The 26,454-nt window shown below is 41.4% G+C and carries 23 protein-coding genes and 1 tRNA gene; 15 read left to right on the top strand and 9 right to left on the bottom strand.

Annotation, left to right across the window (positions count from 1 at the left end; all coding sequences use genetic code 11):
- Positions 1–27 precede the first annotated feature (27 nt).
- Genes NMU02_RS11515 through nqrF form a run of 5 tightly spaced genes read left to right on the top strand, consistent with a single transcriptional unit; the run spans position 28 to position 4,525 of the window.
- The gene (locus NMU02_RS11515) at positions 28–1,236 is read left to right on the top strand and encodes an NADH:ubiquinone reductase (Na(+)-transporting) subunit B (protein ID WP_255028065.1); all 1,209 of its coding nucleotides are present in this window, start codon (positions 28–30) and stop codon (positions 1,234–1,236) included.
- A 12-nt stretch (positions 1,237–1,248) separates the two neighbouring features.
- Complete coding sequence (gene nqrC / locus NMU02_RS11510) at positions 1,249–1,950, top strand: NADH:ubiquinone reductase (Na(+)-transporting) subunit C (RefSeq protein ID WP_255028064.1); 702 nt, start codon at positions 1,249–1,251, stop codon at positions 1,948–1,950.
- Between the two features lie 15 nt (positions 1,951–1,965).
- The gene (locus NMU02_RS11505) at positions 1,966–2,589 is read left to right on the top strand and encodes an NADH:ubiquinone reductase (Na(+)-transporting) subunit D (protein ID WP_255028063.1); all 624 of its coding nucleotides are present in this window, start codon (positions 1,966–1,968) and stop codon (positions 2,587–2,589) included.
- 25 nt (positions 2,590–2,614) lie between these two features.
- A complete protein-coding gene (gene nqrE, locus NMU02_RS11500; protein WP_255028062.1) occupies positions 2,615–3,229 on the top strand; it encodes an NADH:ubiquinone reductase (Na(+)-transporting) subunit E in 615 nt (204 codons plus the stop codon).
- Between the two features lie 30 nt (positions 3,230–3,259).
- Positions 3,260–4,525 carry an NADH:ubiquinone reductase (Na(+)-transporting) subunit F gene (nqrF, locus tag NMU02_RS11495; RefSeq protein WP_255028061.1) on the top strand — a complete coding sequence of 422 codons (1,266 nt, stop codon included), beginning with the start codon at positions 3,260–3,262 and terminating at the stop codon, positions 4,523–4,525.
- Positions 4,526–4,616: 91 nt separating this feature from the next.
- Here nqrF and NMU02_RS11490 read toward each other — a convergent pair whose 3' ends face one another.
- On the bottom strand, positions 4,617–4,994 hold the full coding sequence (locus NMU02_RS11490) for a rhodanese-like domain-containing protein (RefSeq protein WP_255028060.1): 378 nt from the start codon (positions 4,992–4,994) through the stop codon (positions 4,617–4,619).
- 388 nt (positions 4,995–5,382) lie between these two features.
- Here NMU02_RS11490 and NMU02_RS11485 point away from each other — a divergent pair, with 388 nt between their 5' ends.
- On the top strand, positions 5,383–5,868 hold the full coding sequence (locus NMU02_RS11485; protein WP_255028059.1) for an RNA polymerase sigma factor: 486 nt from the start codon (positions 5,383–5,385) through the stop codon (positions 5,866–5,868).
- Positions 5,869–6,050: 182 nt separating this feature from the next.
- Positions 6,051–6,569 carry an RNA polymerase sigma factor gene (locus tag NMU02_RS11480; protein ID WP_255028058.1) on the top strand — a complete coding sequence of 173 codons (519 nt, stop codon included), beginning with the start codon at positions 6,051–6,053 and terminating at the stop codon, positions 6,567–6,569.
- A gap of 71 nt (positions 6,570–6,640) precedes the next feature.
- Here NMU02_RS11480 and NMU02_RS11475 read toward each other — a convergent pair whose 3' ends face one another.
- Both NMU02_RS11475 and NMU02_RS11470 read right to left on the bottom strand, forming a co-directional pair.
- Positions 6,641–8,740, bottom strand: a complete 2,100-nt coding sequence (locus NMU02_RS11475) for a porin family protein (protein ID WP_255028057.1) — start codon at positions 8,738–8,740, stop codon at positions 6,641–6,643.
- A 222-nt stretch (positions 8,741–8,962) separates the two neighbouring features.
- A tRNA-Arg gene (locus tag NMU02_RS11470) sits at positions 8,963–9,035 on the bottom strand.
- 66 nt (positions 9,036–9,101) lie between these two features.
- Here NMU02_RS11470 and ung point away from each other — a divergent pair.
- Both ung and NMU02_RS11460 read left to right on the top strand, forming a co-directional pair.
- Positions 9,102–9,764 carry a uracil-DNA glycosylase gene (gene ung, locus NMU02_RS11465; RefSeq protein ID WP_255028056.1) on the top strand — a complete coding sequence of 221 codons (663 nt, stop codon included), beginning with the start codon at positions 9,102–9,104 and terminating at the stop codon, positions 9,762–9,764.
- Between the two features lie 17 nt (positions 9,765–9,781).
- Positions 9,782–10,255 carry a C-GCAxxG-C-C family protein gene (locus tag NMU02_RS11460; RefSeq protein ID WP_255028055.1) on the top strand — a complete coding sequence of 158 codons (474 nt, stop codon included), beginning with the start codon at positions 9,782–9,784 and terminating at the stop codon, positions 10,253–10,255.
- Positions 10,256–10,332: 77 nt separating this feature from the next.
- Here the strand turns inward: NMU02_RS11460 and lpxA are convergent, their stop codons facing one another.
- The 6 genes from lpxA to NMU02_RS11430 all read right to left on the bottom strand — a co-directional run bounded on the left by lpxA (position 10,333) and on the right by NMU02_RS11430 (position 19,596).
- Positions 10,333–11,112, bottom strand: coding sequence for an acyl-ACP--UDP-N-acetylglucosamine O-acyltransferase (gene lpxA, locus NMU02_RS11455; RefSeq protein WP_255028054.1), 780 nt, complete (start codon positions 11,110–11,112; stop codon positions 10,333–10,335).
- A gap of 25 nt (positions 11,113–11,137) precedes the next feature.
- A complete protein-coding gene (locus NMU02_RS11450; protein WP_255028053.1) occupies positions 11,138–12,526 on the bottom strand; it encodes a TolC family protein in 1,389 nt (462 codons plus the stop codon).
- 36 nt (positions 12,527–12,562) lie between these two features.
- Positions 12,563–15,751, bottom strand: coding sequence for an efflux RND transporter permease subunit (locus NMU02_RS11445; protein ID WP_255028052.1), 3,189 nt, complete (start codon positions 15,749–15,751; stop codon positions 12,563–12,565).
- Between the two features lie 122 nt (positions 15,752–15,873).
- Positions 15,874–17,064, bottom strand: coding sequence for an efflux RND transporter periplasmic adaptor subunit (locus NMU02_RS11440; RefSeq protein ID WP_255028051.1), 1,191 nt, complete (start codon positions 17,062–17,064; stop codon positions 15,874–15,876).
- A gap of 204 nt (positions 17,065–17,268) precedes the next feature.
- Positions 17,269–17,856: a Crp/Fnr family transcriptional regulator gene (locus tag NMU02_RS11435; protein WP_255028050.1), complete on the bottom strand. Its 588-nt coding sequence runs from the start codon at positions 17,854–17,856 to the stop codon at positions 17,269–17,271.
- Between the two features lie 102 nt (positions 17,857–17,958).
- Positions 17,959–19,596, bottom strand: coding sequence for a B12-binding domain-containing radical SAM protein (locus NMU02_RS11430; RefSeq protein ID WP_255028049.1), 1,638 nt, complete (start codon positions 19,594–19,596; stop codon positions 17,959–17,961).
- A 249-nt stretch (positions 19,597–19,845) separates the two neighbouring features.
- Between NMU02_RS11430 and pulA the strand changes: the two genes are divergently transcribed.
- The 6 genes from pulA to NMU02_RS11400 all read left to right on the top strand — a co-directional run bounded on the left by pulA (position 19,846) and on the right by NMU02_RS11400 (position 26,133).
- A complete protein-coding gene (gene pulA / locus NMU02_RS11425; protein ID WP_255028048.1) occupies positions 19,846–21,858 on the top strand; it encodes a type I pullulanase in 2,013 nt (670 codons plus the stop codon).
- Positions 21,859–21,989: 131 nt separating this feature from the next.
- A complete protein-coding gene (locus NMU02_RS11420) occupies positions 21,990–22,283 on the top strand; it encodes a coiled-coil domain-containing protein (RefSeq protein ID WP_255028047.1) in 294 nt (97 codons plus the stop codon).
- 5 nt (positions 22,284–22,288) lie between these two features.
- Positions 22,289–22,588, top strand: coding sequence for a cell division protein ZapA (locus NMU02_RS11415; RefSeq protein ID WP_255028046.1), 300 nt, complete (start codon positions 22,289–22,291; stop codon positions 22,586–22,588).
- A 103-nt stretch (positions 22,589–22,691) separates the two neighbouring features.
- A complete protein-coding gene (gene rny, locus NMU02_RS11410; protein WP_255028044.1) occupies positions 22,692–24,233 on the top strand; it encodes a ribonuclease Y in 1,542 nt (513 codons plus the stop codon).
- A 117-nt stretch (positions 24,234–24,350) separates the two neighbouring features.
- Entirely contained in the window at positions 24,351–25,673 is a 1,323-nt protein-coding gene (locus tag NMU02_RS11405; protein ID WP_255028043.1) for a PSP1 domain-containing protein, read from the top strand.
- Entirely contained in the window at positions 25,627–26,133 is a 507-nt protein-coding gene (locus tag NMU02_RS11400) for a gliding motility lipoprotein GldH (protein ID WP_255028042.1), read from the top strand. The genes NMU02_RS11405 and NMU02_RS11400 overlap by 47 nt, the downstream gene beginning before the upstream one ends.
- Positions 26,134–26,454 lie beyond the last annotated feature (321 nt).

The following is a 26,454-nucleotide window of genomic DNA, read 5'->3' as shown; positions in this document are numbered from 1 at the left end:
GATTTTAACCCTAAAAAATTATATACATTGAAAGCGTTAAGAAATTATATCGATAAAATAAAACCCAATTTCGAACCGGGCGGCAGATTCGAGAAGTTTCAATCGGTATTCGAAGGATTCGAAACATTCTTGTTTGTGCCTAATACCACCTCGAAATCGGGTACACATATTCACGATAGCATCGATACGAAACGTACGATGTCGGTCGTGATCGTCGCATTACTCCCGGCCTTATTGTTCGGGATGTATAATGTAGGTTATCAGCATTATTTGGCGATTGGCCAAGACGCTGGTTTTTGGATGACCTTTCTTTTCGGTTTTCTTGCTGTTCTGCCTCAGATTGTCGTATCATATGCGGTCGGTTTAGGAATCGAATTTACTGTCGCTCAGATGCGGGGGCATGAGATACAAGAAGGATTCCTTGTTTCGGGAATTCTTATACCGATGATCGTGCCGGTAGATACTCCTTTGTGGATGATTGCCGTTGCTACTGCTTTTGCTGTAATATTTGCGAAAGAAGTATTCGGTGGAACGGGTATGAATGTATTTAATGTCGCACTGATTACTCGTGCTTTTTTGTTTTTTGCTTATCCTTCAAAAATGTCGGGTGACGGGGTTTTTGTACGTGTTTCAGATACATTCGGATTGGGTGCCGGCAAGGTTGTGGAAGGGTTCTCGGGAGCAACGCCGCTGGGACAAGTTGCGACTACTCCTGCCGGTATGCCTGTGCAACTTACCGACATTCTCGGTCATCCGATTTCTACTCTCGACTCATTTTTAGGATTTATACCGGGGTCTATCGGTGAGACTTCGACTTTGGCAATTCTTATTGGTGCAATTATACTACTTGTAACTCGTATTGCAAGCTGGCGTATCATGTTGTCGGTTTTTGCTGGCGGTTTATTTATGGGATGGATAGCTAATGTTTTCAGTTCACCTATATATCCGGCTTCGCAATTGACTCCATTTGACCAGGTATGTCTGGGTGGGTTTGCATTTGCTGCCGTGTTTATGGCAACCGATCCGGTAACGGGCGCGCGTACGACATTAGGGAAATATATTTATGGTTTTCTTATCGGTGTAGTAGCGATTATTATACGTATATATAACAACGGATATCCCGAAGGCGCTATGCTGGCTGTATTGCTGATGAATGTATTTGCTCCGCTGATCGATTATTTCGTGGTGGAAGCTAATATGAAAAAACGTTTGAAACGAGCTAAGATTAACGCATAAACATTGATGATCATGAACAAACAGAATAATATATATACCATCGTTTATGCTTCGGTAATGGTAATTGTTGTTGCCGCAGTATTAGCTTTTACGGCTTTACAACTGAAGCCCAAACAGCAAAAAAATGTAGAGATCGATAAAATGACTCAGATACTGAGTTCGGTAAAAATTTCTGCCAATGCAGAAAATGCTCAGGAGTTATATAAAAAATATATTGTCGATAGTTATGTTATCGATGAAGCCGGTAATAAACTCGAAGGGAAAGATGCTTTTACTGTTGATGTCGCTGTTCAGAGCAAAATCGCTGACGACAAGCGGGAATTACCCGTATTTGTTTGCCGTCTTGAAGATGGTTCCGAAAAATATATCCTGCCGATGTACGGAGCTGGTTTATGGGGGCCGATTTGGGGATATGTTTCGGTAGATACCGACGGTAATACTATTTATGGAGCCTATTTTGCTCATCAGGGAGAGACTCCCGGATTGGGGGCTGAGATTGAGAAACCGGAATTTTCGGACCAATACGCAGGTAAGCATTTCTTTGTAGACGGTACTTTTAAATCGGTGGCTGTAGAGAAAAAAGGTCAGAAACCGATAGATGGCGCGGAATATGTCGACGCTATTTCGGGAGGTACTATAACGAGTAAAGGTGTACAGACGATGATGCAAAATTGCATTATTCCCTATCAGAATTTTTTAAAGTCATTAAAATAAGCGGAGAAAAAAAATATGTTATCGAAGAAAAATAAACAAATATTACTGGGGCCGCTTTCTAAGAATAACCCGGTGATTGTTCAAATATTGGGAATCTGTTCGGCTTTGGCTGTTACGGCAAAACTGGAACCTGCTTTTGTTATGGCGATTTCGGTTACAGCTGTGTTGGCATTCGCCAATGTGATTATTTCTTTATTGCGCAATACAATACCCAACAGCATACGTATCATAGTACAACTGGTAGTGGTAGCTGCGTTGGTGATTATTGTCGATCAGGTACTCAAAGCATATGCTTATGATGTAAGTAAACAGTTGTCGGTATTTGTCGGACTTATTATTACAAACTGTATTCTCATGGGACGTCTCGAAGCCTTTGCTCTCGGAAATAAGCCCTGGGAGTCGTTTCTCGATGGTGTAGGCAATGGTATCGGTTACGGTCTTATTCTGATTATCGTCGCTTTTTTTCGCGAACTGCTCGGATCGGGAACTTTGTTCGGATATAAAGTGATCCCTAAGGCATTTTATGATTGGGGGTACGAAAATAACGGACTCATGATATTACCTCCTATGGCTCTTATTACAGTTGCTTGTATCATATGGGTACATCGTTCCCGCAATAAAGACTTGCAAGAAAAATAATCACTCACCTAAACAATAGTAGAAAATGGAAAATCTGAATCTGTTTATTAAGTCTATTTTTATAGACAATATGATATTCGCCTACTTTTTAGGTATGTGTTCTTATCTTGCCGTATCTAAAAATGTAAAGACTGCGATGGGACTCGGGATCGCCGTTACGTTTGTTCTTACGATTACTCTTCCGGTTGATTATCTGCTCGAAAATTATATTCTCAAGCCTGGAGCATTGCAATGGCTGGGAGAAGAATATAAAACGGTGGATCTGAGTTTTCTGAGTCTGATTATGTTTATCGCTGTAATTGCATCGATGGTACAATTGGTAGAAATGGTGGTAGAGAAGTATGCGCCGTCGCTGTATGCGTCGCTTGGAATTTTTCTGCCGCTGATTGCCGTTAACTGTGCCATATTGGGTGGTTCTCTGTTTATGCAGCAAAGAGCTTTCCCTACGGTAGGGGCTGCAACGGTTTATGGACTCGGTTCGGGAATCGGTTGGCTTCTTGCTATTTTGGGAATTGCAGCCATACGCGAAAAATTGGCGTATTCAAATGTGCCGGCACCGTTAAAAGGCATCGGTATTACGTTTATAGCAACAGGTCTTATGGGTATTGCCTTTATGAGCTTTTTGGGGATCAAATTATAATCGGAAATTCATAATTAAACAAAAGATACGATGATATTACTTATGGTTGGCAATATGACGATTTTAGTGGCAGTGGTAATTTTTCTTATCCTCATTCTGCTTTTGGTCGGCATTTTGTTATTTGCAAAAAATAAACTTACTCCTTCGGGAGAACTTACAATCGATATTAACGATGGGGAGAAAGAAGTTGTTACCGGTGCCGGAACGACATTACTTTCGGCTTTAGGCAATAATAAAATTTTTCTTCCTTCAGCTTGTGGCGGTCAGGGTAGTTGTGGTATGTGCCGTTGTCAGGTACTTGAAGGCGGTGGCGAAATACTCCCTACTGAAACTGGGTTTTTTACCCGAAAACAAATACACGACCATTATCGTTTGGCTTGCCAGGTAAAAGTAAAAAACGACCTTAAGGTACAGATACCACAAGAGGTACTCGGTATTAAGAAGTGGGAATGTGAAGTGGTTTCTAATCATAATGTAGCTTCTTTTATCAAAGAATTTGTTGTTCGATTACCTGAAGGAGAGGTTCTTAACTTTAAACCCGGAAGCTATATACAGATTGATGTTCCTAAGTATGATATTAAGTTTTCCGATATGGAGGTCGAAGAGAAATTCCGTGATGAATGGGATAAATTCAAACTTTGGGGACTGGTTTGTAAAAATGATGAAGAAACATACCGTGCTTATTCTATGGCTAATTATCCGGCAGAAGGAAATGTCGTTATGTTAAATATCCGTATTGCCACTCCTCCTTTCGACCGTAATACCGGAACATGGGCGGCCGGTATAAAGCCGGGTATTTGTTCTTCGTATATTTTCTCTCGCAAACCGGGTGATAAGGTTACGGTATCGGGTCCTTACGGAGAATTCCATATTCTCGATACCAAACGTGAAATGCTTTATATTGGTGGCGGTGCCGGTATGGCTCCTTTACGGTCTCATTTATTGCATTTATTCCGTACATTAAAAACAACCGATCGAAAGATTTCGTATTGGTATGGCGCCCGTTCGCGTAGGGAGATCTTCTATGAAGAAGACTTCAGGGCAATAGAACGGGAATTCCCTAATTTTTCATTCCATATCGCTTTGTCCGATCCTCAGCCTGAGGATAACTGGACGGGATATACAGGCTTTATTCATCAAGTAATATATGATAATTATCTTAAAGATCATGATGCTCCTGAGGATATCGAATACTACATGTGCGGTCCCGGCCCGATGGCTAATGCCGTGAAAAAAATGTTGTGGGATTTGGGAGTTCCTCGTGAAATGTTGATGTATGATGATTTCGGAGCTTGATTTCCGATCTGTATAAAACGACGCGTTCTGCAAAAATTTTCGCAGAACGCGTCGTTTTATATTTCTCTTGGAATCGGAAGGAATTAAGTTTTTATTTATCGATTTTTTCTTCCCAGTTTTCAAATCCTTTCTCGAGATTATATATTTCATTGAATCCTAATTTTTGTATACGTCCGGCAGCATCGAGACTACGTCGTCCACTGCGGCAATATAGTGCAACAGGTTTCTTTTTATCGAGTTTTTTTATCTGTTCTTCAAAGTCGGGACTTTTTATATCTATATTTTTGGCTCCTTGAATATGTCCTGCACTATATTCTTCGGGAGTACGTACGTCTATCAATTGCACATTTTTCTCTTGTATCAGTTTCTGAAAATCCTTTACAGGAATCGTATTTACATTGGGACCGGCCGTACAGCCGAAAAGGATGTTTAAGATCGATATAAGGTAAAAAATTTTATTTTTCAACATTGGCCGAACTATTATGAGATTTTAAGGGATAACAAATATACCCCTTTTTTGTTGTCTCTTTTTTGTTGGAATGAATAAAAATAATACCTTATTATAATCTTCCATATAATTTTTTCTACCTTCACGAGCGAAGTAAAGATATAAAATAATAAAAATACGCCATTTCAGATGAAATTTTACTTGCACTTTTTATTATTTGGTAACTTTACTTATTTTATTTATTTATAAAATATGAAGTAAAGGTGCTTACCCAGAATTCCAGTAATTATAACGTCTCACCCTGGATTTTACGTTAAAATAATTGAAAATGTTGTTTGTTAACTGAAACTTTCCATGAATACTGGAGTTTACTGTGATAATACCTGTTTTCTCACATTAATCTTATTACATGGAAAACTTCAATCTTCGTGACGAGCTTGTCAAATTGCAAGCTCGTTTATTGGCTTATGCCTTATTCCTTACGCATAATCTCGAAAAAGCAAAAGAGCTCAGACAGGAAACAAACCTGAAAATACTGATGAAAGAGGATTGCTATATAAGAAATGAGAATTTCTCAGGATGGTGCTGTACTGTAATGTTTAATCTTCATAATGACTTGTATGAAAAAGAAAAACGTTTACCCACCGAGCCTTTAGACAAAACGGCCGATATTTCCTTCGATGCCCATATCGGTCATGAGGTAGATATGGAAACGATTAGGAAAGCAATCGGAATGTTGAGTGAAAGTGATCGTGAGATGTTGGGTTTTATGATGATGAAAGTGAAACATAAAGAGGTGGCGCAACTCATGAGTATTCCGGTAGGAACCGTTAAAAGCAGATCGTTTTATGTAAGAACAAAATTGTATTATCTGCGTAAATGGTTCGGTAAATAAAAAATGTCTTATCGTTTTTTCCCCTGCATTTTGAGGCTTTGTATTAAAATGGCGATGAGGAAGAGGTATTATTCTGTAAGAATAGAGATAGATTTAATAAAGTGTTAAAATAGAATAAATATTAAAGTGCAAATTGAAACTTTTTTCTACAAACGGAGTTAAGGGCAAAATATCATAAAAACATGAAAGACTCGGATTTGGAAGGGAAACTGATAAAAATTCAGGAGCGTCTATTCACACATGCTTATTTTTGTACGGGTAACAAACATAAAGCCGAGGATTTGTTGTCGGATGCCAATATTAAGATATGGAAGAATAGAAAGTTGTATCGGGAAGATAAAAACTTTTTCGGTTGGGCTTGCCGTATTATGGATAATAAATTTAAAGATAATCTCAGAAAAGAAAGTAAACAGTTTCTTATATATACCGATGAGTTTCCCGATAGGGAAGACTGTGCCGATAACATACCTTATCCCGATATCGAGGAAGTAAATCGGGTAATAAATAAACTTTCCGAAGGGGAGAAGGTATTGATCGGGTTCATGATGAAACGGGAAAAGATGAAAGTAATTGCAACAAAACTGGGAATCCCGGTAAATACAGCGAAAAGTCGTATTCGTAATTTAAGGAGAAAAATATGTAAAGTTTTCGGGTGGAAGAAATATTGCATTGCAATTGTTTTATGTTGTTCTTGTTTGTGAAATAATCGCTATATTGAGAATAGATATATTATATTCTTTGAATGTAAGTGAATTTTGTTTTTGATCGATATTTATTTCAGTATGGCCGATCCAACGCCTTCTTGGGCGCCCACTTCGTTTCCCTGTTTTATTTTCTTACCGTATCCAATGGTATAGGTGACAGAGAGATTGATGCGTTGGTGAAAATTATGTCCGTAAAGGGTTATCAGTTGATCATAAGAAGGAGACTTCAGTTTATTACTTCCGGCGTTCCAATTGTTACGGAACATATTGGCTAAAGTCAGCTTAACGTTCCAGTTGGAGTTATGCCATCCGGCTACTAATTGATAAAAGTCGGGTACTTTGCGAAAAGTTCCCGAATCATCCGTGGATATAAAACGCTTTTGCATTTCATAATAGGCCTGAAAAAAGAAACTGTTGAGATAATAAGTGGCCGAGGTATCGAAAATAAAGGGATTGTGGGTATATTTATAATAACCGGTGCTATGGTAAAACATTTGCGCGGGTGTGGCAGAGAGTTGAAGATTATCATCAAAAAGTTTACATGTCAGCGATAACCCTACCTGTGTTTGGTAAAAGTTTCCGCTGTTAATATAGGTACGTAACATTTTTCGGTTATTTTCAGTGGGGAAATAGGCTGTCACCCAACGATCGGACATATCGAAATGTTGTGCGTAAAGCAACGTAGAAAGGGCATTCGTTGGCATCCACGTATAACTCAGGTTGAAGGTCATATGCGGCGCGTTTTTTAAGCGGGGATTTCCGCTAAAATACATCAATTCGTTTTCTTGCAGCTTTTTGGGGTTTTTATCACTCGCTCGCGGCGAATTGGTATCATACATAAAATAACAACTCAATGAATTTTTAGAATTAGGCGCGTATCGTGCTTGTAGGTAGGTAAAAGGGAATACCCTGTTTATTCGTACATTATTTATTGCGTTACCCTCCCAAATGCCTCCGCCGTAGATGAAACCGTTAATCTTTTCGTTGGTAAAATTATATCCGATGCATCCTCCGGCATATTCATGGTGGAAATTTTCCGTAGAAGAAGCCTGGCCGGGGTAATGCACTCTGTTGACATTAATGCCGAAACGCACCATTGTAATTACCGAATGATGGTCGGCGAATTGCTTTTGAGCCGTTCCGGTTGTGCTGAAGGCGTAGGCGTTTTCCGACGCCTTATTCAAAATGGGGCTCGAACCGGGGTTAGAGGAGGAGAAGCTACTGTGAAAATTGTTGTGGGTATAATTAAATTCAGGTTCGATATTCAGGGAGTATTTACGGGGGAATACAAAGTAGTAATTCCCTTGCCAGGATCCGAGGTAGCTTCGCGACGAATTATCTTTATTATAAGAATAACCGGTATCGTGGGAGGGAGTATAAGTAAGAGACCCCGAGGCGTTATTGGCGGGTTCTTCGGTGAATTTAAACCCCACGGTGTTTAGAATTTGCATTTTATCGGTGCTGTAAGCCGCTCGGAAGGTTACAGGGTAATAATTTTGTTTATAATGAGCACTCACGAGTTTTTCATCCCGTATGATCGTGAGAGGCACCCCCTCGTTATCTTGAAGTCGAAAGGTGCCTTGGGTAGAATTTCCCTCGTGATGGTTATTCACGTTATTTGCGCTGAAGTAAAGGTCATAGGTCATTTTTTTGTAAGAGAACTTAGAGTACGCAGATACTTGGCTCGATAGCCCTACAAGGAAACTTTCATTTACCGTGGCTTTGGTGTAACCGCCGTATTCGTAAGTTTGTACCACGATATTCACCACGTGCTCTTTATTCATAAATCGCGGATCGGTTGGAAAATCGAGGTATTCGATGCGTTTCACGTCCTCGGTGCGTAAGCCTTCCATTTCCTCTGCCGAGGCGGGAATATAGTTGATAAATAGAGTAACTTCGGCGCCTACAGGCGTCGTTATGGCGTTGTCAACGGGATTTATTTTGAGTTGCGGCATATTTACTTGCCGAAGCAGGTCGACAGCATTCTGAGATGCGCTTTTCTGCTTAGCCGAAGGAATAATCATCGATTTCGTAGGGAAGGTATATTGAGTTTGACCTTGTATAACTACTTCTTTCAAATTGACCGAGCGGATAGAATCAGGAAGTTCTCTTTTTCCTGTTTGTGCCCGAATGCCGGTTGCGGTTCCGATAAGGAGTATAAATAGCATTTTTATCATGGTGTATAATTTAGTAATATAATTATTAAAAGATTAAAAGTATGCGGAAATGACGTCTTTTATAATTTTGACGTAGGATAATTAAAAAGGTCACACGATGATTTAGCGTTTGTTTATAATGTTTGTTTTTTGCGTATTGAGAAAAAATTTTGACAAAAGAAATTAAAAGAGAGCTAAATATCAAAATAATATGATATTTAGCTCTCTTACTAGTGACCCCGGCGGGACTCAAACCCACGACCTTCAGAACCGGAATCTGACGTTCTATTCACTAAACTACGGGGCCATTCGGATGGCAAAAGTAAGAAATATTTGTAGCTTTGCAAATAGTTTTACCTTAAAAAATAATTTTATGGAAGTGCGAATAGAATCGAGTTGGAAACAGCGGTTGCAAAATGAGTTCGATAAAGACTATTTTGTGCGGCTTACAGATTTTGTACGATCCGAGTATGCTAAGACAACGGTATATCCCCCTGGAAGCCAAATGTTCAATGCCTTCGACGCCTGTCCCTTCGACAGGGTAAAAGTCGTAATTTTGGGACAAGATCCCTATCATGAACCTCGCCAAGCGCATGGTCTCTGCTTTTCGGTGAATGATGGAATTCCTTTTCCCCCGTCTTTACAGAATATTTTTAAAGAGATACACGATGATTTGGGAATACCGGTTCCTCGTAGTGGAAATCTTACCCGTTGGGCCGATCAGGGAGTTCTTTTGCTCAATGCGACACTTACAGTGAGAGCGCATCAAGCCGGTTCGCATCAAAATAGAGGCTGGGAACAGTTTACAGACGCTGTAATACACCGTTTGGCTGAGGAAAGGGAAAACCTTGTATTTATTCTATGGGGATCGTATGCACAGCGGAAAGGCGATTTTATCGATCGTAATAAGCATCTTGTATTGCAATCGCCGCATCCTTCGCCATTATCGGCTCATAGAGGTTTTTTTGGTAATAAGCATTTCAGTAAAGCCAATGAGTATTTGATTGCTCATGGAAAAGAGCCTGTACAATGGTAATATTATAATATAAGCAGATGAAAGATTTCGATATTGAAGAGCGGGTGGAGCGCGCGCGTTCGTTGTTTCTTAATGGTTATAATTGTGCTCAGTCGGTGTTTTTAGCATATAATGACTTGTATGGTATAGATCATAAACTGGCAGCTACATTGTCGGCACCTCTTGGAGGAGGCATGGGGCGGCTCAGAGAAGTATGTGGTGCTGTCACTGGGTCGTTTCTTATTGCCGGATTGCAATTTCCCGCAAATGATCCTGCCGATCGTACGGCTAAAATTCGCAATTATACTGTCGTACAAGAGTTGGCCGCACGGTTCAGAGAGATAAATGGCTCTATTGTGTGCCGTGAGTTGTTGGGGATCGGTTGTAAAAAGGATAATCCTGTTCCTTCAGAACGCACAGAGCAATATTATAAAAAACGTCCTTGTGCGGAATATGTTGCGATAGCGGCACGTATTATCGGTGAAAAAATAAAAGAGGATGTAAAAGATTAAAAAATATTCTTATTAATGAAAAAGGCGTGATTTATTAAATCACGCCTTTTTCATTAATATAGTTATGACTCGTATTATTATTGTACGCCTCCGATAATGCCTTTATCAGATTGTTCGATAAAGTCGAGAATATACCGGATCTCGGGAGAATCGGGTATAAGTTGCCTGATATTTCTTAAGGCATTTTCGAGACTCGTACCGCACTGATAGATCTGGCGGTATGCTTTTGCAATGTTATCGAGTACTTCTTCAGAAATGTTTCCGCGTTTTGATAAAATAATCGCGTTTATCCCGTAATAGGTTATAGGATTATGTGCAGCTACGATGTACGGAGGGATATCTTTGCTGGCGCGACATCCGTCACGAACGAGAGTCCAGCCTCCTACATGGCACCCGTGACGCAAAATAACGCCGCTGCCCATAATCGCTTTATCGTCGATTTTACAGTTTCCCGCCGTTTTAGTTCCGTTACCGAGGATGCAATTATTTCCGATAACGGTATCATGAGCGACATGTACTCCTTCGAGTATAAAATTGCCGTTACCTATAACGGTAGAATCCCCTTCATTTGTAGCGCGGTTGATAATCGCTTTTTCACGGATAATGTTGTCGTTACCTATTTTTGCGTATGTTTTGTCTCCCTTAAAGTGAAAATCTTGGGGAGCAGCTCCTACAATAGCAGATTGGTAAACGATATTACCGGTACCCATACGTGTTCCTGAAAGAACACTCGCATATGGCATTATGGTACAGTTGTCTCCGATTTCGACGTCTTCATCGATGTAAGCAAAGGGATGTACGGTAACATTATTCCCCAGTTTGGCTCCCGGATTTACATAGGCTAATGGACTAATCATATTATTTGAAATTAAGGTTTTACAATTATCGTCCGCCGCCTAACGCATGATAGAGATTTACGATCGCCTGCATACGCTGGAAGCTGTCGGATACCTGAGAGAGCTGCGCGCTAAGCAATGATTGCTGTGCGGTAAGTACTTCGAGGTAAGTCGATGAAGACGTTCCTAAAATTAATAATTCTTTTGTATATTCTACCGATTTTTCGAGAGAATTTATCTGCATGCTTCGCTGAACGCTTTTATCTTCTGCCGTCTTGTATTGAGTAAGGGCGTTGCTTACTTCACTGCCGGCGTTCAATATCGATTGCTGGAAGGCGATAAGGGCTTCTTCCTGTTGTGCCTTGGCTACTCTAAGCCGGGCTATATTGGCTCCTCGGTTAAAGAGGGGTTGTGTGAGGGAACCTACAGCCGACAGAATAAGTTTTCCCGGATTAAATACTCCCAGCCCGGTAGCGGTATTGGTCCACATGCCGTTTCCGGATATATTTATCGACGGATAAAAGGCCGATCGGGCTTCGTTAGTATTATAATAACATCCGGCTAAAGTTAACTCAGCGGCTTTTACATCCGGCCGGTTAGCCAATAATTGTACGGGTACCCCAGCATCCATTTCTTCCGGGAAATTCTGTTCGACGATGTTGCCGCGTTTTATTGTCTGTGGTATTTGTCCCAACAAAAGAGATAAGGCGTTTTCGGTTTCCCGTATCTGCATTTTCAAATCGGGAATGGTTGCGGCGATCATATAACTGTTAGCCTCGCTTTGAGAGATAGCCGCTTCGTTTACCATTCCGGCCGGTTTCATGGCTTTCATGGTCTCTACTGTTTCTTTCCATTTTTCTGAAGTTTCTTCTGTAATGGTCAGCTGCTCGTCGAGCATCAGTAAAGTATAATAAGTATTGGCTATCGCCGCGATAAGTTGTGTTTGTACGACTTGGCGGTAAGTTTCGCTTTTCATCAGCGTATTCTGAGCCGCTCTCTTTGAATTTAGCAGTTTCCCGAAAAAGTCGATCTCCCAGCTGGCAACTACCGGCAATTGGTATGTTTTTGTTATCGGGCTTTTATCGAAACTGCTTATAGTCCCTTGTGGAGCGAGGTTAAGCGAAGGAGCATAAGCCAGTCGCGCCGATAATAACATTGCTTCGGCCTCTTTTACTTGTAAAGCGGCTGTTTTAAGATCAGAATTATTTTCGAGGCCTTTATTGATAAGTTCCTGTAAATAAGGATCGGTAAATACCTGATCCCAAGGCAGATTTCCCATATTGGCGGTATCCGATACGAGGGTATCGCTGACCGATTGCGTGTCACGGTACAGCCCCGAGACATTTATATTCTCGGGACGGTTGTACTTTTTGTATATGTGGCAGCTGCTCATCATTACAGCCAGACATAGGGTATATAAAATTTGTTTCTTCATTTTATTTATCTTTAATAATGAATCGGTTTAACCCGATTATTTATCGATATATTGTTCTAAATCGGCTTCAAGCTCTGTATTGTCGAGGTCATCCCATTGTATCGGTTTGAATTTTTCCTGTATGGTTTCGAACACGACGAAGAGTGCCGGTACGATAAAGATCTGGCAGATCATACCGATTAACATACCACCGATGGCTCCTGTTCCCAGCGTACTGTTACCGTTTGCACCGACTCCATGGGCGAACATAAGCGGTAACAACCCTATTACCATTGCTAAGGAGGTCATCAAGATAGGACGCAAACGCGCAGAGGCACCCATGACTGCTGCCGAAACGATGCTCATGCCGGTACGGCGTCGCTCGAGTGCGAATTCCGCAATAAGGATCGCGTTTTTCGCCAAAAGACCGATAAGCATAATCAAGGCAATTTGCATATATATGTTATTCTCTACTCCCATAAATTGCGCGAAGATGAAACTTCCCATCAGTCCGAACGGAATAGACAAAATAACGACTAACGGCAGGATGTAACTTTCATATTGTGCACTTAGTAACAGGTAAACGAATACGAGACAAAGTACGAATATAATGGCCGTAGTACTGCTGCTGGTACTTTGCTCTTCGCGAGTCATACCCGAATATTCGAACCCGTAACCGGTAGGTAATGTTTCTTTGGCTACTTCTTCGATGGCTTGAATGGCTTGTCCCGAACTGTATCCGTCGGCAGGAGTACCGTTTACGCTCATAGAAGTAAACATGTTGAATCGTTTGATATTATCCGGTCCGTAAATTTTCCGTAAGGTAATGAATTGTGTAATAGGAGCCATTTCACTACCGTTACGTACCATGATCTGATTTAAGGTTTCGGGGTTGACCCGGAACTGTGCGTCGGCTTGTATCATAACACGGTATAATTTACCGAAGCGGTTGAAGTTAGAAGCGTACAAACCGCCGTAATATCCTTGTAAAGCTGTGAGTAAAGTACTCGGACTGATGCCTGCCTGTTTACATTTGGCAGCATCGATATCGACCATATATTGCGGATAGTTCGGATTGAACGAAGTCTGTGCCGCGGCGATTTCAGGTCGTTGGTTCAATTTTGCAAGGAAGTTCTGTGCTACGTTATAAAAGTCTTCGAGGTTACCACCGGTTTTATCCTGAAGGTTGAGCTCAAAACCGTTGGTTACGCTGTAACCCGGGATCATAGGAGGAGAAAATACCAAAACGCGGGCGTCTTTTATAAGCATTTTTGCTTGTACGTATAATTTTCCTATGATGTTGTTTACATTTTGGGAATTGTCACGTTCGTCCCAGGGTTGCAGTTTACAGATAAAGGTTCCGTAAGAACTGCCTTGTCCGGCAATAAGGCTGTATCCAGCGATTTCGGTACGGCTTTTTACGGCAGGGTCGGCAGCGATAAGGCTGTCGATGCGAGCCAGGGTCGCCTGCGTTTTTTCAAGTGACGTAGCAGGAGGCATATCCACCACCACAAAGAATGTACCCGTATCTTCATTGGGAACCATACCGGTAGGGGTTATCTTCATTAAGCCGATAAGAGCGATAACACTTATGACAACCAGTACGAATGACGTGATTTTATGTTTAATAAAGAAATCTACGCCTCCCTTATATTTTTTCAGCGTAACGTCATATGCGGCATTAAAAGCGGCATGGAATCGTTTTATATAGCTGAGTTTTCGGGGTTTCCCTTTTTCTTCGTCATGTTTTTCATGGGGTTTCAGGAACAAGGCGCAAAGCGCGGGGCTCAAGGTTAATGCGTTTACGGCCGACAAACCGATGGCTACGGCCATCGTAATCCCGAACTGGCGGTAGAATGTACCCGAGGTTCCGGTCATGAAACTTACAGGAATAAATACGGCCATCATAACGAGTGTGATAGATACGATAGCGCCCGATATTTCGTTCATGGCGTCGATAGATGCTTTTACCGGTGACTTATAGCCTTGGTCGAGCTTGGCATGCACCGCCTCGACGACGACTATCGCATCGTCGACGACTATCGCGATGGCTAATACGATGGCGCAAAGAGTAAGCAGGTTTACACTGAATCCGATAAGATACAGTACGAAAAATGTTCCTATAAGTGCCACCGGTATGGCGATTGCCGGTATAAGCGTAGAACGGAAATCCTGCAGGAAAATAAATACGACGAGGAATACCAGAATAAACGCTTCGATCAGGGTCTTCAATACTTCATGTATAGAAGCAAACAAGAAGTCGTTGGCATTTAATAAAACATCGTATTTAACGCCCGGAGGAAAATCTTTCGAGGCTGTTTCCAATATTTCGCTGATGTTGTTGATGATTTCTGTCGCGTTCGATCCAGCAGTCTGGAAAATCATGGCCGTAACACCGGGATGCCCGTTAGAGCGGGTTCCGAATCCGTAAGTAAGTCCGCCTAATTCGATACGGGCAACGTCTTTCAACCGGAGAACCTCTCCGTTTTCAGTCGCTTTTATAACGATATCTTCAAATTCTTCGGTGGTTTCCAAGCGTCCTTTGTATTTCATGATATACTGGAACGATTGATTACCGCTTTCACCGAACTGTCCGGGAGCAGCCTCTATATTCTGTTCGGCCAAAGCTGCCGTAATATCGGTAGGCATCAGTTTGTATTGGGCCATGATATCCGGTTTCAGCCAGATACGCATAGAATAATCGGCGCCCATTACCATGGCGTCGCCCACACCGGGAACACGTTGAATCTGAGGAATAAGGTTGATCTTTACATAGTTTTGCAGGAAGGTTTCATCGTATTTGTCGTCCGAACTATATACAGTGATACCCATTAACATACTCGTTTGTCTTTTACTGGTGATCACACCGACTTTGGTAACTTCCGAAGGCAACAAGCCTTGTGCTTTCGCCACGCGGTTCTGTACGTTAACGGCAGCCATATCGGGATCGGTTCCCTGTTTAAAGTAAATATCGATCTCAGCATCACCTGTATTTGTGGCGGTAGATGTCATGTACATCATATTCTCTACCCCGTTGATCTGTTCTTCCAAAGGGGCGATCACACTGTTCAGCACCGTCTGGGCGTCGGCACCGGTATAGGTGGTACTCACTTTTACCGTAGGAGGAGCGATGTCAGGGTATTGGGTTACTGGCAACGATACTAATCCCAATATACCGAGAATAACGATAAAAATCGATATTACGGTAGAGAGCACCGGGCGTTTTATAAATCTATCTAATTTCATGCGTGCATATTTTAATTTTTGATACTATGGTTGCAAAGGGAAATGCATTCCGGTAACTTACCGGTCGCTTTGTCCCCGAGTCCGCTTTATTAACGGATGATTGCAGCTTTTATATAATCCTGTTATTTTTTTGCAGCGCCCATAGCAGCAGCCTGCTGAATAGCTCCTTTGAGACGGGCTTCGGCTTCGGCAGGGGTAATGGGTTTAATAGTCATACCGTCTTTAATAGAAGTACCTACACCCTCTACAACTACACGATCGCCGACTTTAAGGCCTGAAGTTACGACGTAATCCTGACCGTTATTAATCGGGAGGATAGAAATTTCGGTAGATTTTACTACAGAACTGTCGTTAACGGTAAAAACAAATTTTTTATCTTGTATTTCGTAAGTCGCTTTTTGAGGAATTACGATAGCCGTATCATTCTTTTCGGGGATCATGACTACTCCCGCACCTCCACTGCGTAAAATGCGTTGTACATTGGGGAATGTCGCACGGATACTGGCGGCGCCCGTAGAAGGATCGATTACCCCGCTCAGAGTTTCGATTTTGCCTTTTTCCGGATAAATTGTGCCGTCGGCAAGTTTCAATTGCACTTCGGGCATTTTGGCTAATACCCCTTGAGTAGCTCCTTCACGTGTAAAGTCGAGAATCTGTTTTTCGTTCATCGAAAAATAAACATACATTTTCGAAATATCAGAAACGGTTGTCATCGGTTGTTGTATCGACGGGCTTACTAAGCTTCCTACACGATAGGGAATATTGCCGATTATTCCGTCGGACGGGCTGACGACAGTAGTGAACGAGAGATTTTTCTTTGCATTTACCAGTTGAGCTTGAGCTTGAGCCAGATTGGCTTTTGCCGTGGCAAGCTGATTCATAGCCGTTTGCAAATCGTATTCGCTGATAATGTTTTTCTTTTGAAGTTCTTTTTTGTTGTCTGCCGTCAGTTGAGCAGTGGAAACTGAAGCATCTGCTACTTTTACCGCAGCTTCAGCAACGTTTACGGCCGCTTCGTATTGTACGGGATCGATAAGGAATAAAGGTTGCCCTTTATGTACGGTCGCCCCTTCATCTACATATAATTTTGTAATAAATCCGGTAACTTGTGGCCTTATTTCCACGTCTTGCATACCTCTGATGGTGGCAGGATATGAACTGTTCAGTTCTGTCGGTGTGTACTGAATAGTAGTTACAGCATATTCAGGAGTGCCGGTGGGTCCCATTTGGCTCTTTTTCCCACATGCGAAGAGAAACACACACAACGCGCATAAAATTACTCGTTGAGATTGAATAACCATAGATTTTTTCATTTTGTTATGTACCTGTTTATGATTTTTCTGAGTTTAATTTACTCTATCTTATTGATATACCTATTGAATTGACTGCAAAAGTATTCTGAATGTAAATATTTGCATTTGATTTTTATCAAAAACTAATACCTCTATTTATAAATATAGTTAAAGTACTCTTGGGTATTTAACGTTGATAATTATAAATTTAACAATTCGATTATATTAACCGGCGGGGTTATGTTTTTTCTTTTCCGATCGTATACGGCTGAGAGTTTCTTGGGTTACACCGATAAAAGATGCGATTTGACCCAAGTTTGCTTTTTGTAATAATTCGGGGAATCTGCCAACTACCCAGTCATATCGTTCTCGGGCAGATTTACATTGTAGATTGATAATACGTTCTTCGAGAAAGCAATTATATTTTAATAAAAGAGCCTGTGAGAAGTCGGCTGCAGCGAGGCTTTTGAATTTTTGGATTTTTGAAAATGGTTTTATCAATATCGAATAGGCTTCGGTTTCGTCGAGAAATTCTACCAGTTCGGGAAATTCTTTTTTGGTTGTGTTCGAACGCATGGAAACGAGCAAGTCGTTTTCGAATGCAAAGGAAAAAGTAATATCTTTTCCGTCTTTAAGGTAAAAGCTTCTGGCTCCTCCTTTTTTTATGTAGTACATTCTATCATCGAGTTCGGCAGGCCCTTCGAGCAGATCACCCTTCTTAAAATAATGAGTTTTTATTTTTTCTTTTAATAACTCGATTTGAGAAGGTAATAAATGCAACTGAGAGTGTAAGAAATCTACAAATTCGTCCATTCACTTATACTTAATATTCTGAACAAATGTAATGAATCCTTGCGACACCGGATGGTTTCAAATGCAATTTTTCTGTTTTTTTGAGAAAAAATCAGACACTTTTTATTTCGAAATGCTTAACGCTATCATGTCGGGAACAGCTATTTTTTTGTCCGGTAGATATCCGAACCAAGTATCTGTATCTTTCCCGGGCAATAAGTATAGTTTCATCGAAGTATGGTAGCTCCCTTTTTTTATGATCCATTTTTGGGGAGCTCGAATTCCTTTGGTTCTGATACCGAATGCGGGTTCTTTTTTTATCGACATTCCGTTCGAAATCCATGCAATGGAGATCTCGTGTAAACGTTGGGGTAGTTTTATTTTGCAAAAATCATACAGCAGCATTCCTCGTTTTTCGGTGCTCAATGGTTTTTCTATTACTTCAGTATCGGTAAGAAAATCGAGAAATTCTTTCAGAAAGCCAGACTCGGATAATATAAGCTGTCTGGTTATTTCTCTCCAAGGAGATCCGTTATAGTAACCGTCGAGTAATCGGGATAACCGTCGAGCCTGTTGTAATTCTTCGGGTGTGATATCGTTTGTTTTAAGAACTTCGTAGGGAGGAAGAGGTGAGTAGTATATTCCCAGTTCGGCAGCTTTTCGTCTCATTTCGGTTCCCGGCAGTAATTTCAATAGTTCGAGTTGAATTTCTCCGGCATTATAATGTGCGAGCGTATGTATATCTTCGAAGATTTGATATATGTGATAAAACGGTAATCCGGCGATAAGGTCAGCATGGGTTTCCATATTGGTTAGGCTGCATAGAAAGCGCAACCCTTCGAGAGATTTTTGTACGTCACCTTTTCTGTGGCATGCATCGAGAACTTCTTGGCGAAGACTTTGTATGCCCGCTTCGAGATGTAACAGATTATCGGGCAAAGTTTCCAATTGTTGTTTTAAACCATCGTTCAACAAACCGGGATGTATTTCGAGATGGAATCTCATTTTTCCTGCAAATTCTGTAAAAAGTGATAATAGAGCTTGTGCCCTGGTTGTGTTGTAATTAAATGTTCTGTCGAGAATTCTGATGTCGCGTATACCGTGGTGGCTGATGTTTTCGATCCGTTCGCGTAATGTGGATATCTCCAGGGTGCGTACCGGTTTTTCGCTGCCGCTTACGCAAAAGGTGCAAGTATTGAAACAGCCTCGGGTGGTTTCCAACTGAACGAAGGGTTTATTCCAGTTGAAAAAAGGACTTTTTTCAGGTACAATCAATTTTTCGAACTCATTTACGCGAGCAATTCCGTTATCGATATATTCTCCGTTATCGTTTATATAACATAAACCTTTTATTGAATTCCAATTCGAGCGGTCGTTCCAGTAATTTAACCAATGGGGGAATTCTTCTTCTCCTTCTCCTCTGAAAACACAATCGACGTAAGGTGAAAAACGCAGGAAGAGACTGTTATCTCCCAAAAATTCTGGTCCACCCAGTATTACAGTGCTTTCCGGAAAAAGAACTTTCAGTCGTGATATGATGTGTAATAACATTTCACGGTTAAATATCCATGCTGTTGACGCAATGATATCGGGACTGCATCGGGAGGCTTCTGCCGTGACGGTTCCGGGGGTATCGTTAATTGTGGCTGATATGATATGCCATTCTATGTCGTTGCGTTTTTTTACTTGCGCATGTAAAGCGGGTAAAGCAAGAGACGCATGGGCATAAGAGCTGTTCAGGTCGATCCATAAAATTTTCATTGTCGAAGTTGTGTCCTTTCGTTTATTTGCAAATATACAAAGCAAAAAGATGTGAATACGTAATTTTTAAGTTTTATGTATCTTATTTCTTCAAAAATCGAAATAGTAACTAAAACCGTTCAAATTTTGTTATATACAAGGACTGTATTAATCTACGTGAATTTATATTTTCTATATTTGTCTGTATATGTGTAGTTTATGTATAAAAATGTGAATGAATTAATTTTTTATTTATTGTAAAGGAGATTTATGAAACGATACATTTTATTGTCTTTTTTGTCGATTTTGGGATTTATTATATCTTTTTCGGGATGCCGAAAAAAAAGCACGGTGGTCGGTTCGACTCCGTATGATGATTATCCTGCTTATAAAGGAGCTGATTTGGGTGTGACGATAATGGAAGATGAAACCCGGTTTGCCCTATGGGCTCCTTCTGCCGATGCGGCTGAGTTGTTGATTTATGATCAGGGGCAAGGCGGAAAACCCGTGCAGGTGCTGGCTATGTCGAGGAAATCGCCCGTAGAACCGTGGAGGGCTTCTCAAAATGGGAAATTGTATGGAAAATTCTATACTTTTCGGATTCATCACGATGGTAAATGGCTACCAGAGACCCCCGGCATATGGGCTAAGGCTGTTGGGGTAAACGGAGATCGGGCGGCTATCGTAGATATGAACAAGACTAATCCTGAAGGTTGGGAAAACGATGTTCGTCCACCGTTGAAAAACTTTAATGATATTATCCTGTACGAAATGCATTATCGTGATTTTTCTGTCGATTCGACATCGGGGATAAACAATCGCGGTAAATTTTTATCGCTTACTGAAACGGGAACGCGTTCGCCGTCGGGGCAGAAAACCGGTATCGATCATTTGAAAGAATTAGGGGTAACGCATGTGCATTTATTGCCTTCCTATGATTTCGGTTCGATCGATGAGACTCGTCTATCGGAGAATAAATATAACTGGGGATACGATCCGAAAAATTATAATGTTCCTGAAGGTTCGTATTCAACTGATCCTTTTACCCCCGAAACCCGTATCAAAGAAATGAAGCAAATGATAAAGGCGCTTCATGATAACGGAATTCGGGTTATTATGGATGTCGTTTATAACCATACATATACAACTGAAAATTCTAACTTCAATCTGACGGCGCCGGGTTATTATTATCGTCATAATGCCGAGGGGGGATATTCCGATGCGTCGGCTTGTGGGAATGAAACGGCTTCGGAACGCGAAATGATGCGACGGTATATCGTAGAATCGGTAAAGTATTGGGTGAACGAATACCATGTCGACGGTTTCCGCTTCGACCTGATGGGTATACACGATATCGAGACGATGAACCAAGTCAGGAAAGAACTGAATAAAATAGATCCTACTATTTTTGTGTACGGGGAAGGATGGGCTGCTGCCGATTCTCCATATCCTGCGGAGAAAAGGGCACTAAAAGCCAATGCTCCGAAGATGCCCGGTATCGCAGTATTTAACGATGATTTGCGTGATGCAGTAAAAGGACATTACAGCGATGGGGCTTCGCAGGGATTTGTATCGGGGGTAAAAGGGCTTGAAGAAAGTGTAAAATTCGGGATCGTGGGAGCTACAAATCATCCGGAGATAAATTACCACAATGTAAATTATTCGGATGCGCCGTATGCTCTTACCCCTGCGCAATCGATCAATTATGTGTCGAGTCATGACGATCTTTGTTTGGTCGATAAATTAAAAGCTTCTAATCCCGAGATGGCCGAACAAGACCTTATCAGACTCGATAAGCTTGCACAGACGATTGTATTTACTTCGCAGGGAGTCCCGTTTATATTTAATGGAGAGGAAATATTCCGGACTAAAAAAGGGGTACATAATTCTTATCAGTCACCCGATTCTGTTAATGCGATCGATTGGGAGAACAAAACCCGTTACCGTGATTTGTTTAATTATTACCAGGGCCTTATCGCATTGCGAAAAAACCATCCCGCTTTTCGAATTCCTACAAGCGAGGGAATACGTTCGCATTTGCATTTTCTCGATACGTCACCCGGTGTCATAGCCTATATGCTGGGAGAACATGCTAACGGAGATTCCTGGCGTGAAATACTGGTTATATTCAATGGCGACAGTATATCTCGTAAAGTGAATATCCCCGAAGGCAATTGGACGGTAGTCGTTAAAGACGGTGTTATAAATGAGGCAGGTATGGGAACCGTAAAGGGAGGAAGTGTAGAAGTTCCGTATTCGAGCGCTCTTATTCTGAAAAGATAGAAATACAACCGGCCGGTTACAAGTTCGGCCGGTTGTATTTCTATCTTTTTTTGAAAGAGTCGTTAAAATATTGACCGATATCTTTTAATATTCGATCATAATCTCTATATTTGTGTAGAATTTGATATAAAATGGCTGACAATCCGAAATTGCTGCTGGGAGCATTAAGCGCTAAGATAAAAGAACTCATAAGGCGGAATAATGTTCTGAAGGAGAAAATGAGAGCGCTGGAGGATCGTATCGCGCAATTGGAGGAGGAAAAAGCCGCTCTTCACAAAGATAAGGAAGAAATAAATATCAAATATCTGAATCTGAAAACGGCAAAAGGCATCGCATTGGGCGCACCCGATGTAAAAGAGGCTCGTAACAGGTTTAACAAAATAGTGCGGGAAATCGATAAATGCATCTCTTTATTAAATGAATAGATGCTATGAACGATAAGTTTACAATTAATTTGAAAATAGCCGGGAGTTCTTATCCGCTGATTATAAATCGGAGTGATGAGGAGCTGATTCGTAAGGCTGCGAAACTGATAGATGTAAAGCTGGCAAATTACTCGGAGCGCTTGGGCGCTGATAAAAAGAAGACCTTACAGGATTTTCTTTGTATGACAGCATTGGAATTGTCGTATGCCTATCTGAAAATAAAAGAATCCCGCGATGTGGATGTGTTGTCCCAAACGATTCGGGAACTGGATGAGGAATTGGAACGCTATTTGAAGGAAGAGTAGATTTTAGAACATAAATATTTTTGAGAAACAGATTCCTGCACTGCAACAAGGGTTATTATAACCTTGTTTGTAGTGCTTTTTTATAATTATTAAATAAGAACAAATGGATTACATACTATTGATCGGAGTTGGGATCGGTTGTTTGTTGCTGGGTGGGGGAATTGTACTCCTTATATATAAAACCCTGCTGAAGGCAAGAGTGAACTCGATTATTGAAGAAGCCGGCAAAGAAGCCGAAGTAATTAAGAAGAATAAAATGCTTGAGGTGAAGGAGAAATTTCTACACCTCAAGGCTGATTTAGAAAAACAGGCTAATGCACGCAATGCTAAATTGCAGTCGGCAGAGGCAAAAGCGAAACAACGTGAGCTGCAGTTAAATCAGCAACAGCAAGAGTTACAGCGTAAAAAAGCGGAAGCCGATGCTGTAAGGGCAAATCTCGATGCTCAGATAGAAGTTGTGGATAAGAAAAAACAGGAACTTGAAAAATTGCATAAAACCGAAGTTGAAAAACTTGAACATCTTTCAGGCCTTTCGGCTGAGGAAGCTAAAGAAAAACTCATCGAATCGTTGAAAGAAGAAGCTAAAACACAAGCTGCTTCATATATAAACGATATTATGGACGATGCCAAGCTTACTGCAAACAAAGAAGCTAAGCGCATTGTGATACAGAGTATTCAACGGGTCGCTACCGAAACAGCGATCGAGAATTCGGTTACAGTGTTCCACATCGATTCGGATGAAATAAAAGGACGTATTATCGGACGTGAAGGCCGTAATATACGTGCTCTCGAAGCCGCTACCGGGGTAGAGATTATTGTAGATGATACACCCGAAGCCATCGTATTATCGGCATTCGATCCGGTACGTCGTGAAATCGCGCGTTTGGCATTACATCAGTTGGTAACCGATGGCCGTATACATCCGGCGCGTATCGAAGAGGTGGTGACTAAGGTGCGTAAACAAATTGAAGAAGAGATTATCGAAACCGGAAAGCGTACGGCGATAGATTTAGGTATTCACGGGTTACATCCCGAACTTATAAGATTAGTGGGTAAAATGAAATACCGTTCTTCTTACGGGCAGAATCTTTTGCAGCACTCTCGGGAAACGGCTAATTTATGCGCTATAATGGCGAGTGAGTTAGGATTGAATCCGAAAAAAGCGAAACGGGCCGGGCTTTTACACGATATAGGAAAAGTCCCCGATGAAGAACCGGAATTGCCACATGCTTTATTGGGTATGAAACTGGCAGAGAAATATAAGGAAAAACCCGATATTTGCAATGCGATCGGAGCTCATCACGATGAAACCGAAATGACCAGCCTGTTGGCGCCTATCGTTCAGGTTTGCGATGCGATTTCAGGAGCTCGTCCGGGTGCCCGCCGCGAAATTGTAGAAGCGTATATCAAACGGTTGAACGATCTCGAGCAGTTGGCCCTTTCTTATCCCGGTGTGCTTAAAACGTATGCTATACAGGCCGGCCGGGAATTGAGAGTGATCGTGGGTGCCGATAAGATCGGTGATGCCGAAACCGAAAATCTTTCGACCGAAATCGCCAAACGTATACAGGATGAGATGACTTATCCTGGACAGGTAAAAATTACGGTGATTCGTGAAACCCGTGCGGTGAGCTTCGCCAAATAAAACGGAGAAGTAGTATCCCTGGGAACAGATTATAAATACATTTCGACCACGAACTCCACCCGATGATTTGTTGTGTGCGGTTCGTGGTTGTCAATTTTAATACGGAGAATCGATTATATGGACAATACGTCTGACAACAATAATAATATCCCGAAGAAAACATGCTGTTGTAAAAAGCAGCCTAATAAATTGCATTGTTACGATTGGTTGGCTGATTTGCCCGAATCGCATAACGATACCGAAATGGTTGAAGTGCAGTTTAAAAATACCCGGAAGGGATATTATAAAAACTCTACCCATATAAAACTGGAGAAAGGTGATATCGTAGCGGTAGAAGGCAATCCCGGTCATGATATCGGTGAGGTTACCCTTACCGGACGGCTGGTGTTATTGCAAATGAAAAAAAACGGGATAAAACCCGATAATCCCGATCTGAAAAGAGTATATCGGAAAGCGAAACCGAACGATCTCGAGAAATACGAAGAAGCCAAAGCGAAAGAACACAGTACGATGTTACGTGCCCGTAAGATCGCCGAAGATCTGAAATTGAATATGAAAATCGGTGATGTCGAGTATCAGGGTGACGGAAATAAAGCTATTTTTTATTATATAGCGGATGACCGCGTCGATTTTCGTCAGTTGATTAAGGTATTGGCCGAAGCATTCAGGGTGCGTATCGAAATGAAACAGATCGGTGCCCGGCAGGAGGCCGGTCGTATCGGAGGTATAGGCCCTTGTGGCCGGCAGTTATGCTGTTCGAGCTGGATGACTAATTTTGTTTCGGTAGCTACGAGTGCGGCACGCTATCAGGATATATCATTGAATCCTCAGAAACTGGCCGGGCAATGCGCTAAATTGAAATGCTGCCTTAACTACGAGGTAGATGCTTATGTCGAAGGACAGAAAAGACTGCCTTCTAAAGAGGTTCCTCTCGAAACCAAAGATAGTACTTATTATCATTTTAAGACAGATATATTTAAACGCCAGATGACCTATTCTACCAGCAAAGAGATTGCTGCCAATTTGGTAACGCTCGATGCCGACAGGGTATTCGACGTAATGGCGATGAATAAAAAGGGAATAAAGCCCGATAGGCTCGAAGAAGAAATCGAGAAAGAACCTGTTCGTAAAGAATTTGAAGACGTCGTAGGGCAGGATAGTCTTACCCGATTCGATAAAGCCAAGAAAAAGTCGAATAATAAGAGAAAGAAAAAACCGCAGGTTACTGGCATTGCGAATAGCAATGGGAAACTGGAAAATGCGGGAGAAAACGGGCAACAATCTAAGCCTCGTAAAGATAATAACGGGCAAAAGCAGAACGGGAACCGACCGGGAAAGTCCGGTAATCGTTCATCTTCGCAAAATAAACCCAATCAGCAAGGGAAAAATGGGAATGAAAAGCAACAGGATAGAACGACACCGGGGAAAAATGCCGAATAAGTACGGAGTCGTAATTTTCATAATGGTTCTTTTACTGGTTTCTTGTACCGAAACCGGGTTGGTTTTTAGTTCCTATAATCATATTCCCGACAGAGGTTGGGACAAACGTAACATTTTACGGTTTACTCCCGAGATTACCGATACGCTGGCAACTTACGATATATCGGTATTGTTGCGTTATAATAATGATTATGCATATAATAATCTTTGGTTGTTTGTGACTTATCCTCAGGATACGATAATGCGTACCGATACGCTCGATTGCCGTTTGGCCGATCGTTTCGGCAAGTGGTACGGCTCGGGGTGGGGGGCGTCGTATCAGCAAGAGGTTCCGTTGCAGTCTGGAGTCAGGTTTCCCGGAAGCGGAAAACAAACGATTATGATACAACAGGGAATGCGGGATGATATTACGTCTCATATTACCGATGTCGGTATAAAAATCGTACGTCGGGAAAAATAATTTTTTTCTCTTCGCTCGTGTCCTCACGAACGGAGCGAAGGATCCCTTGAAAAGCGTACCAAAGGTAACATCGACCGGATAATTAATGTATTTTAAAATATTGACTTCTATTTTCTATTAAAATTGTTTGTTTAGTGCTAAAATTTAACTACTTTCGCACTCGTATTAACAGCTAAATGGCAAATAATTTATGAATAGCGATTGCGATTACCGCATAACAGGGAACTCCCCTTGTTTATTTACTAACGGAAATCTAAAATTATCCGAAAATTTTATGCCTGAAAATTTGGAGATTCGGGAATTATTGTTAACACACACACA

This window comes from Coprobacter tertius, assembly GCF_024330105.1.
Lineage (GTDB): Bacteria > Bacteroidota > Bacteroidia > Bacteroidales > Coprobacteraceae > Coprobacter > Coprobacter tertius.
Note: the sequence above shows the minus strand (reverse complement) of the source record. Positions and strands in the feature narration are given on the sequence as shown.

Bases quoted from the DNA above. Each gene is read 5' to 3' on its own strand.
- nqrC (WP_255028064.1), top strand. From the start codon at position 1,249: ATGAACAAACAGAATAATATATATACCATCGTTTATGCTTCGGTAATG.
- NMU02_RS11505 (WP_255028063.1), top strand. From the start codon at position 1,966: ATGTTATCGAAGAAAAATAAACAAATATTACTGGGGCCGCTTTCTAAG.
- nqrE (WP_255028062.1), top strand. From the start codon at position 2,615: ATGGAAAATCTGAATCTGTTTATTAAGTCTATTTTTATAGACAATATG.
- nqrF (WP_255028061.1), top strand. From the start codon at position 3,260: ATGATATTACTTATGGTTGGCAATATGACGATTTTAGTGGCAGTGGTA.
- NMU02_RS11490 (WP_255028060.1), bottom strand. From the start codon at position 4,994: ATGTTGAAAAATAAAATTTTTTACCTTATATCGATCTTAAACATCCTT.
- NMU02_RS11485 (WP_255028059.1), top strand. From the start codon at position 5,383: ATGGAAAACTTCAATCTTCGTGACGAGCTTGTCAAATTGCAAGCTCGT.
- NMU02_RS11480 (WP_255028058.1), top strand. From the start codon at position 6,051: ATGAAAGACTCGGATTTGGAAGGGAAACTGATAAAAATTCAGGAGCGT.
- NMU02_RS11475 (WP_255028057.1), bottom strand. From the start codon at position 8,740: ATGCTATTTATACTCCTTATCGGAACCGCAACCGGCATTCGGGCACAA.
- ung (WP_255028056.1), top strand. From the start codon at position 9,102: ATGGAAGTGCGAATAGAATCGAGTTGGAAACAGCGGTTGCAAAATGAG.
- NMU02_RS11460 (WP_255028055.1), top strand. From the start codon at position 9,782: ATGAAAGATTTCGATATTGAAGAGCGGGTGGAGCGCGCGCGTTCGTTG.
- lpxA (WP_255028054.1), bottom strand. From the start codon at position 11,112: ATGATTAGTCCATTAGCCTATGTAAATCCGGGAGCCAAACTGGGGAAT.
- NMU02_RS11450 (WP_255028053.1), bottom strand. From the start codon at position 12,526: ATGAAGAAACAAATTTTATATACCCTATGTCTGGCTGTAATGATGAGC.
- NMU02_RS11445 (WP_255028052.1), bottom strand. From the start codon at position 15,751: ATGAAATTAGATAGATTTATAAAACGCCCGGTGCTCTCTACCGTAATA.
- NMU02_RS11440 (WP_255028051.1), bottom strand. From the start codon at position 17,064: ATGAAAAAATCTATGGTTATTCAATCTCAACGAGTAATTTTATGCGCG.
- NMU02_RS11435 (WP_255028050.1), bottom strand. From the start codon at position 17,856: ATGGACGAATTTGTAGATTTCTTACACTCTCAGTTGCATTTATTACCT.
- NMU02_RS11430 (WP_255028049.1), bottom strand. From the start codon at position 19,596: ATGAAAATTTTATGGATCGACCTGAACAGCTCTTATGCCCATGCGTCT.
- pulA (WP_255028048.1), top strand. From the start codon at position 19,846: ATGAAACGATACATTTTATTGTCTTTTTTGTCGATTTTGGGATTTATT.
- NMU02_RS11420 (WP_255028047.1), top strand. From the start codon at position 21,990: ATGGCTGACAATCCGAAATTGCTGCTGGGAGCATTAAGCGCTAAGATA.
- NMU02_RS11415 (WP_255028046.1), top strand. From the start codon at position 22,289: ATGAACGATAAGTTTACAATTAATTTGAAAATAGCCGGGAGTTCTTAT.
- rny (WP_255028044.1), top strand. From the start codon at position 22,692: ATGGATTACATACTATTGATCGGAGTTGGGATCGGTTGTTTGTTGCTG.
- NMU02_RS11405 (WP_255028043.1), top strand. From the start codon at position 24,351: ATGGACAATACGTCTGACAACAATAATAATATCCCGAAGAAAACATGC.
- NMU02_RS11400 (WP_255028042.1), top strand. From the start codon at position 25,627: ATGAAAAGCAACAGGATAGAACGACACCGGGGAAAAATGCCGAATAAG.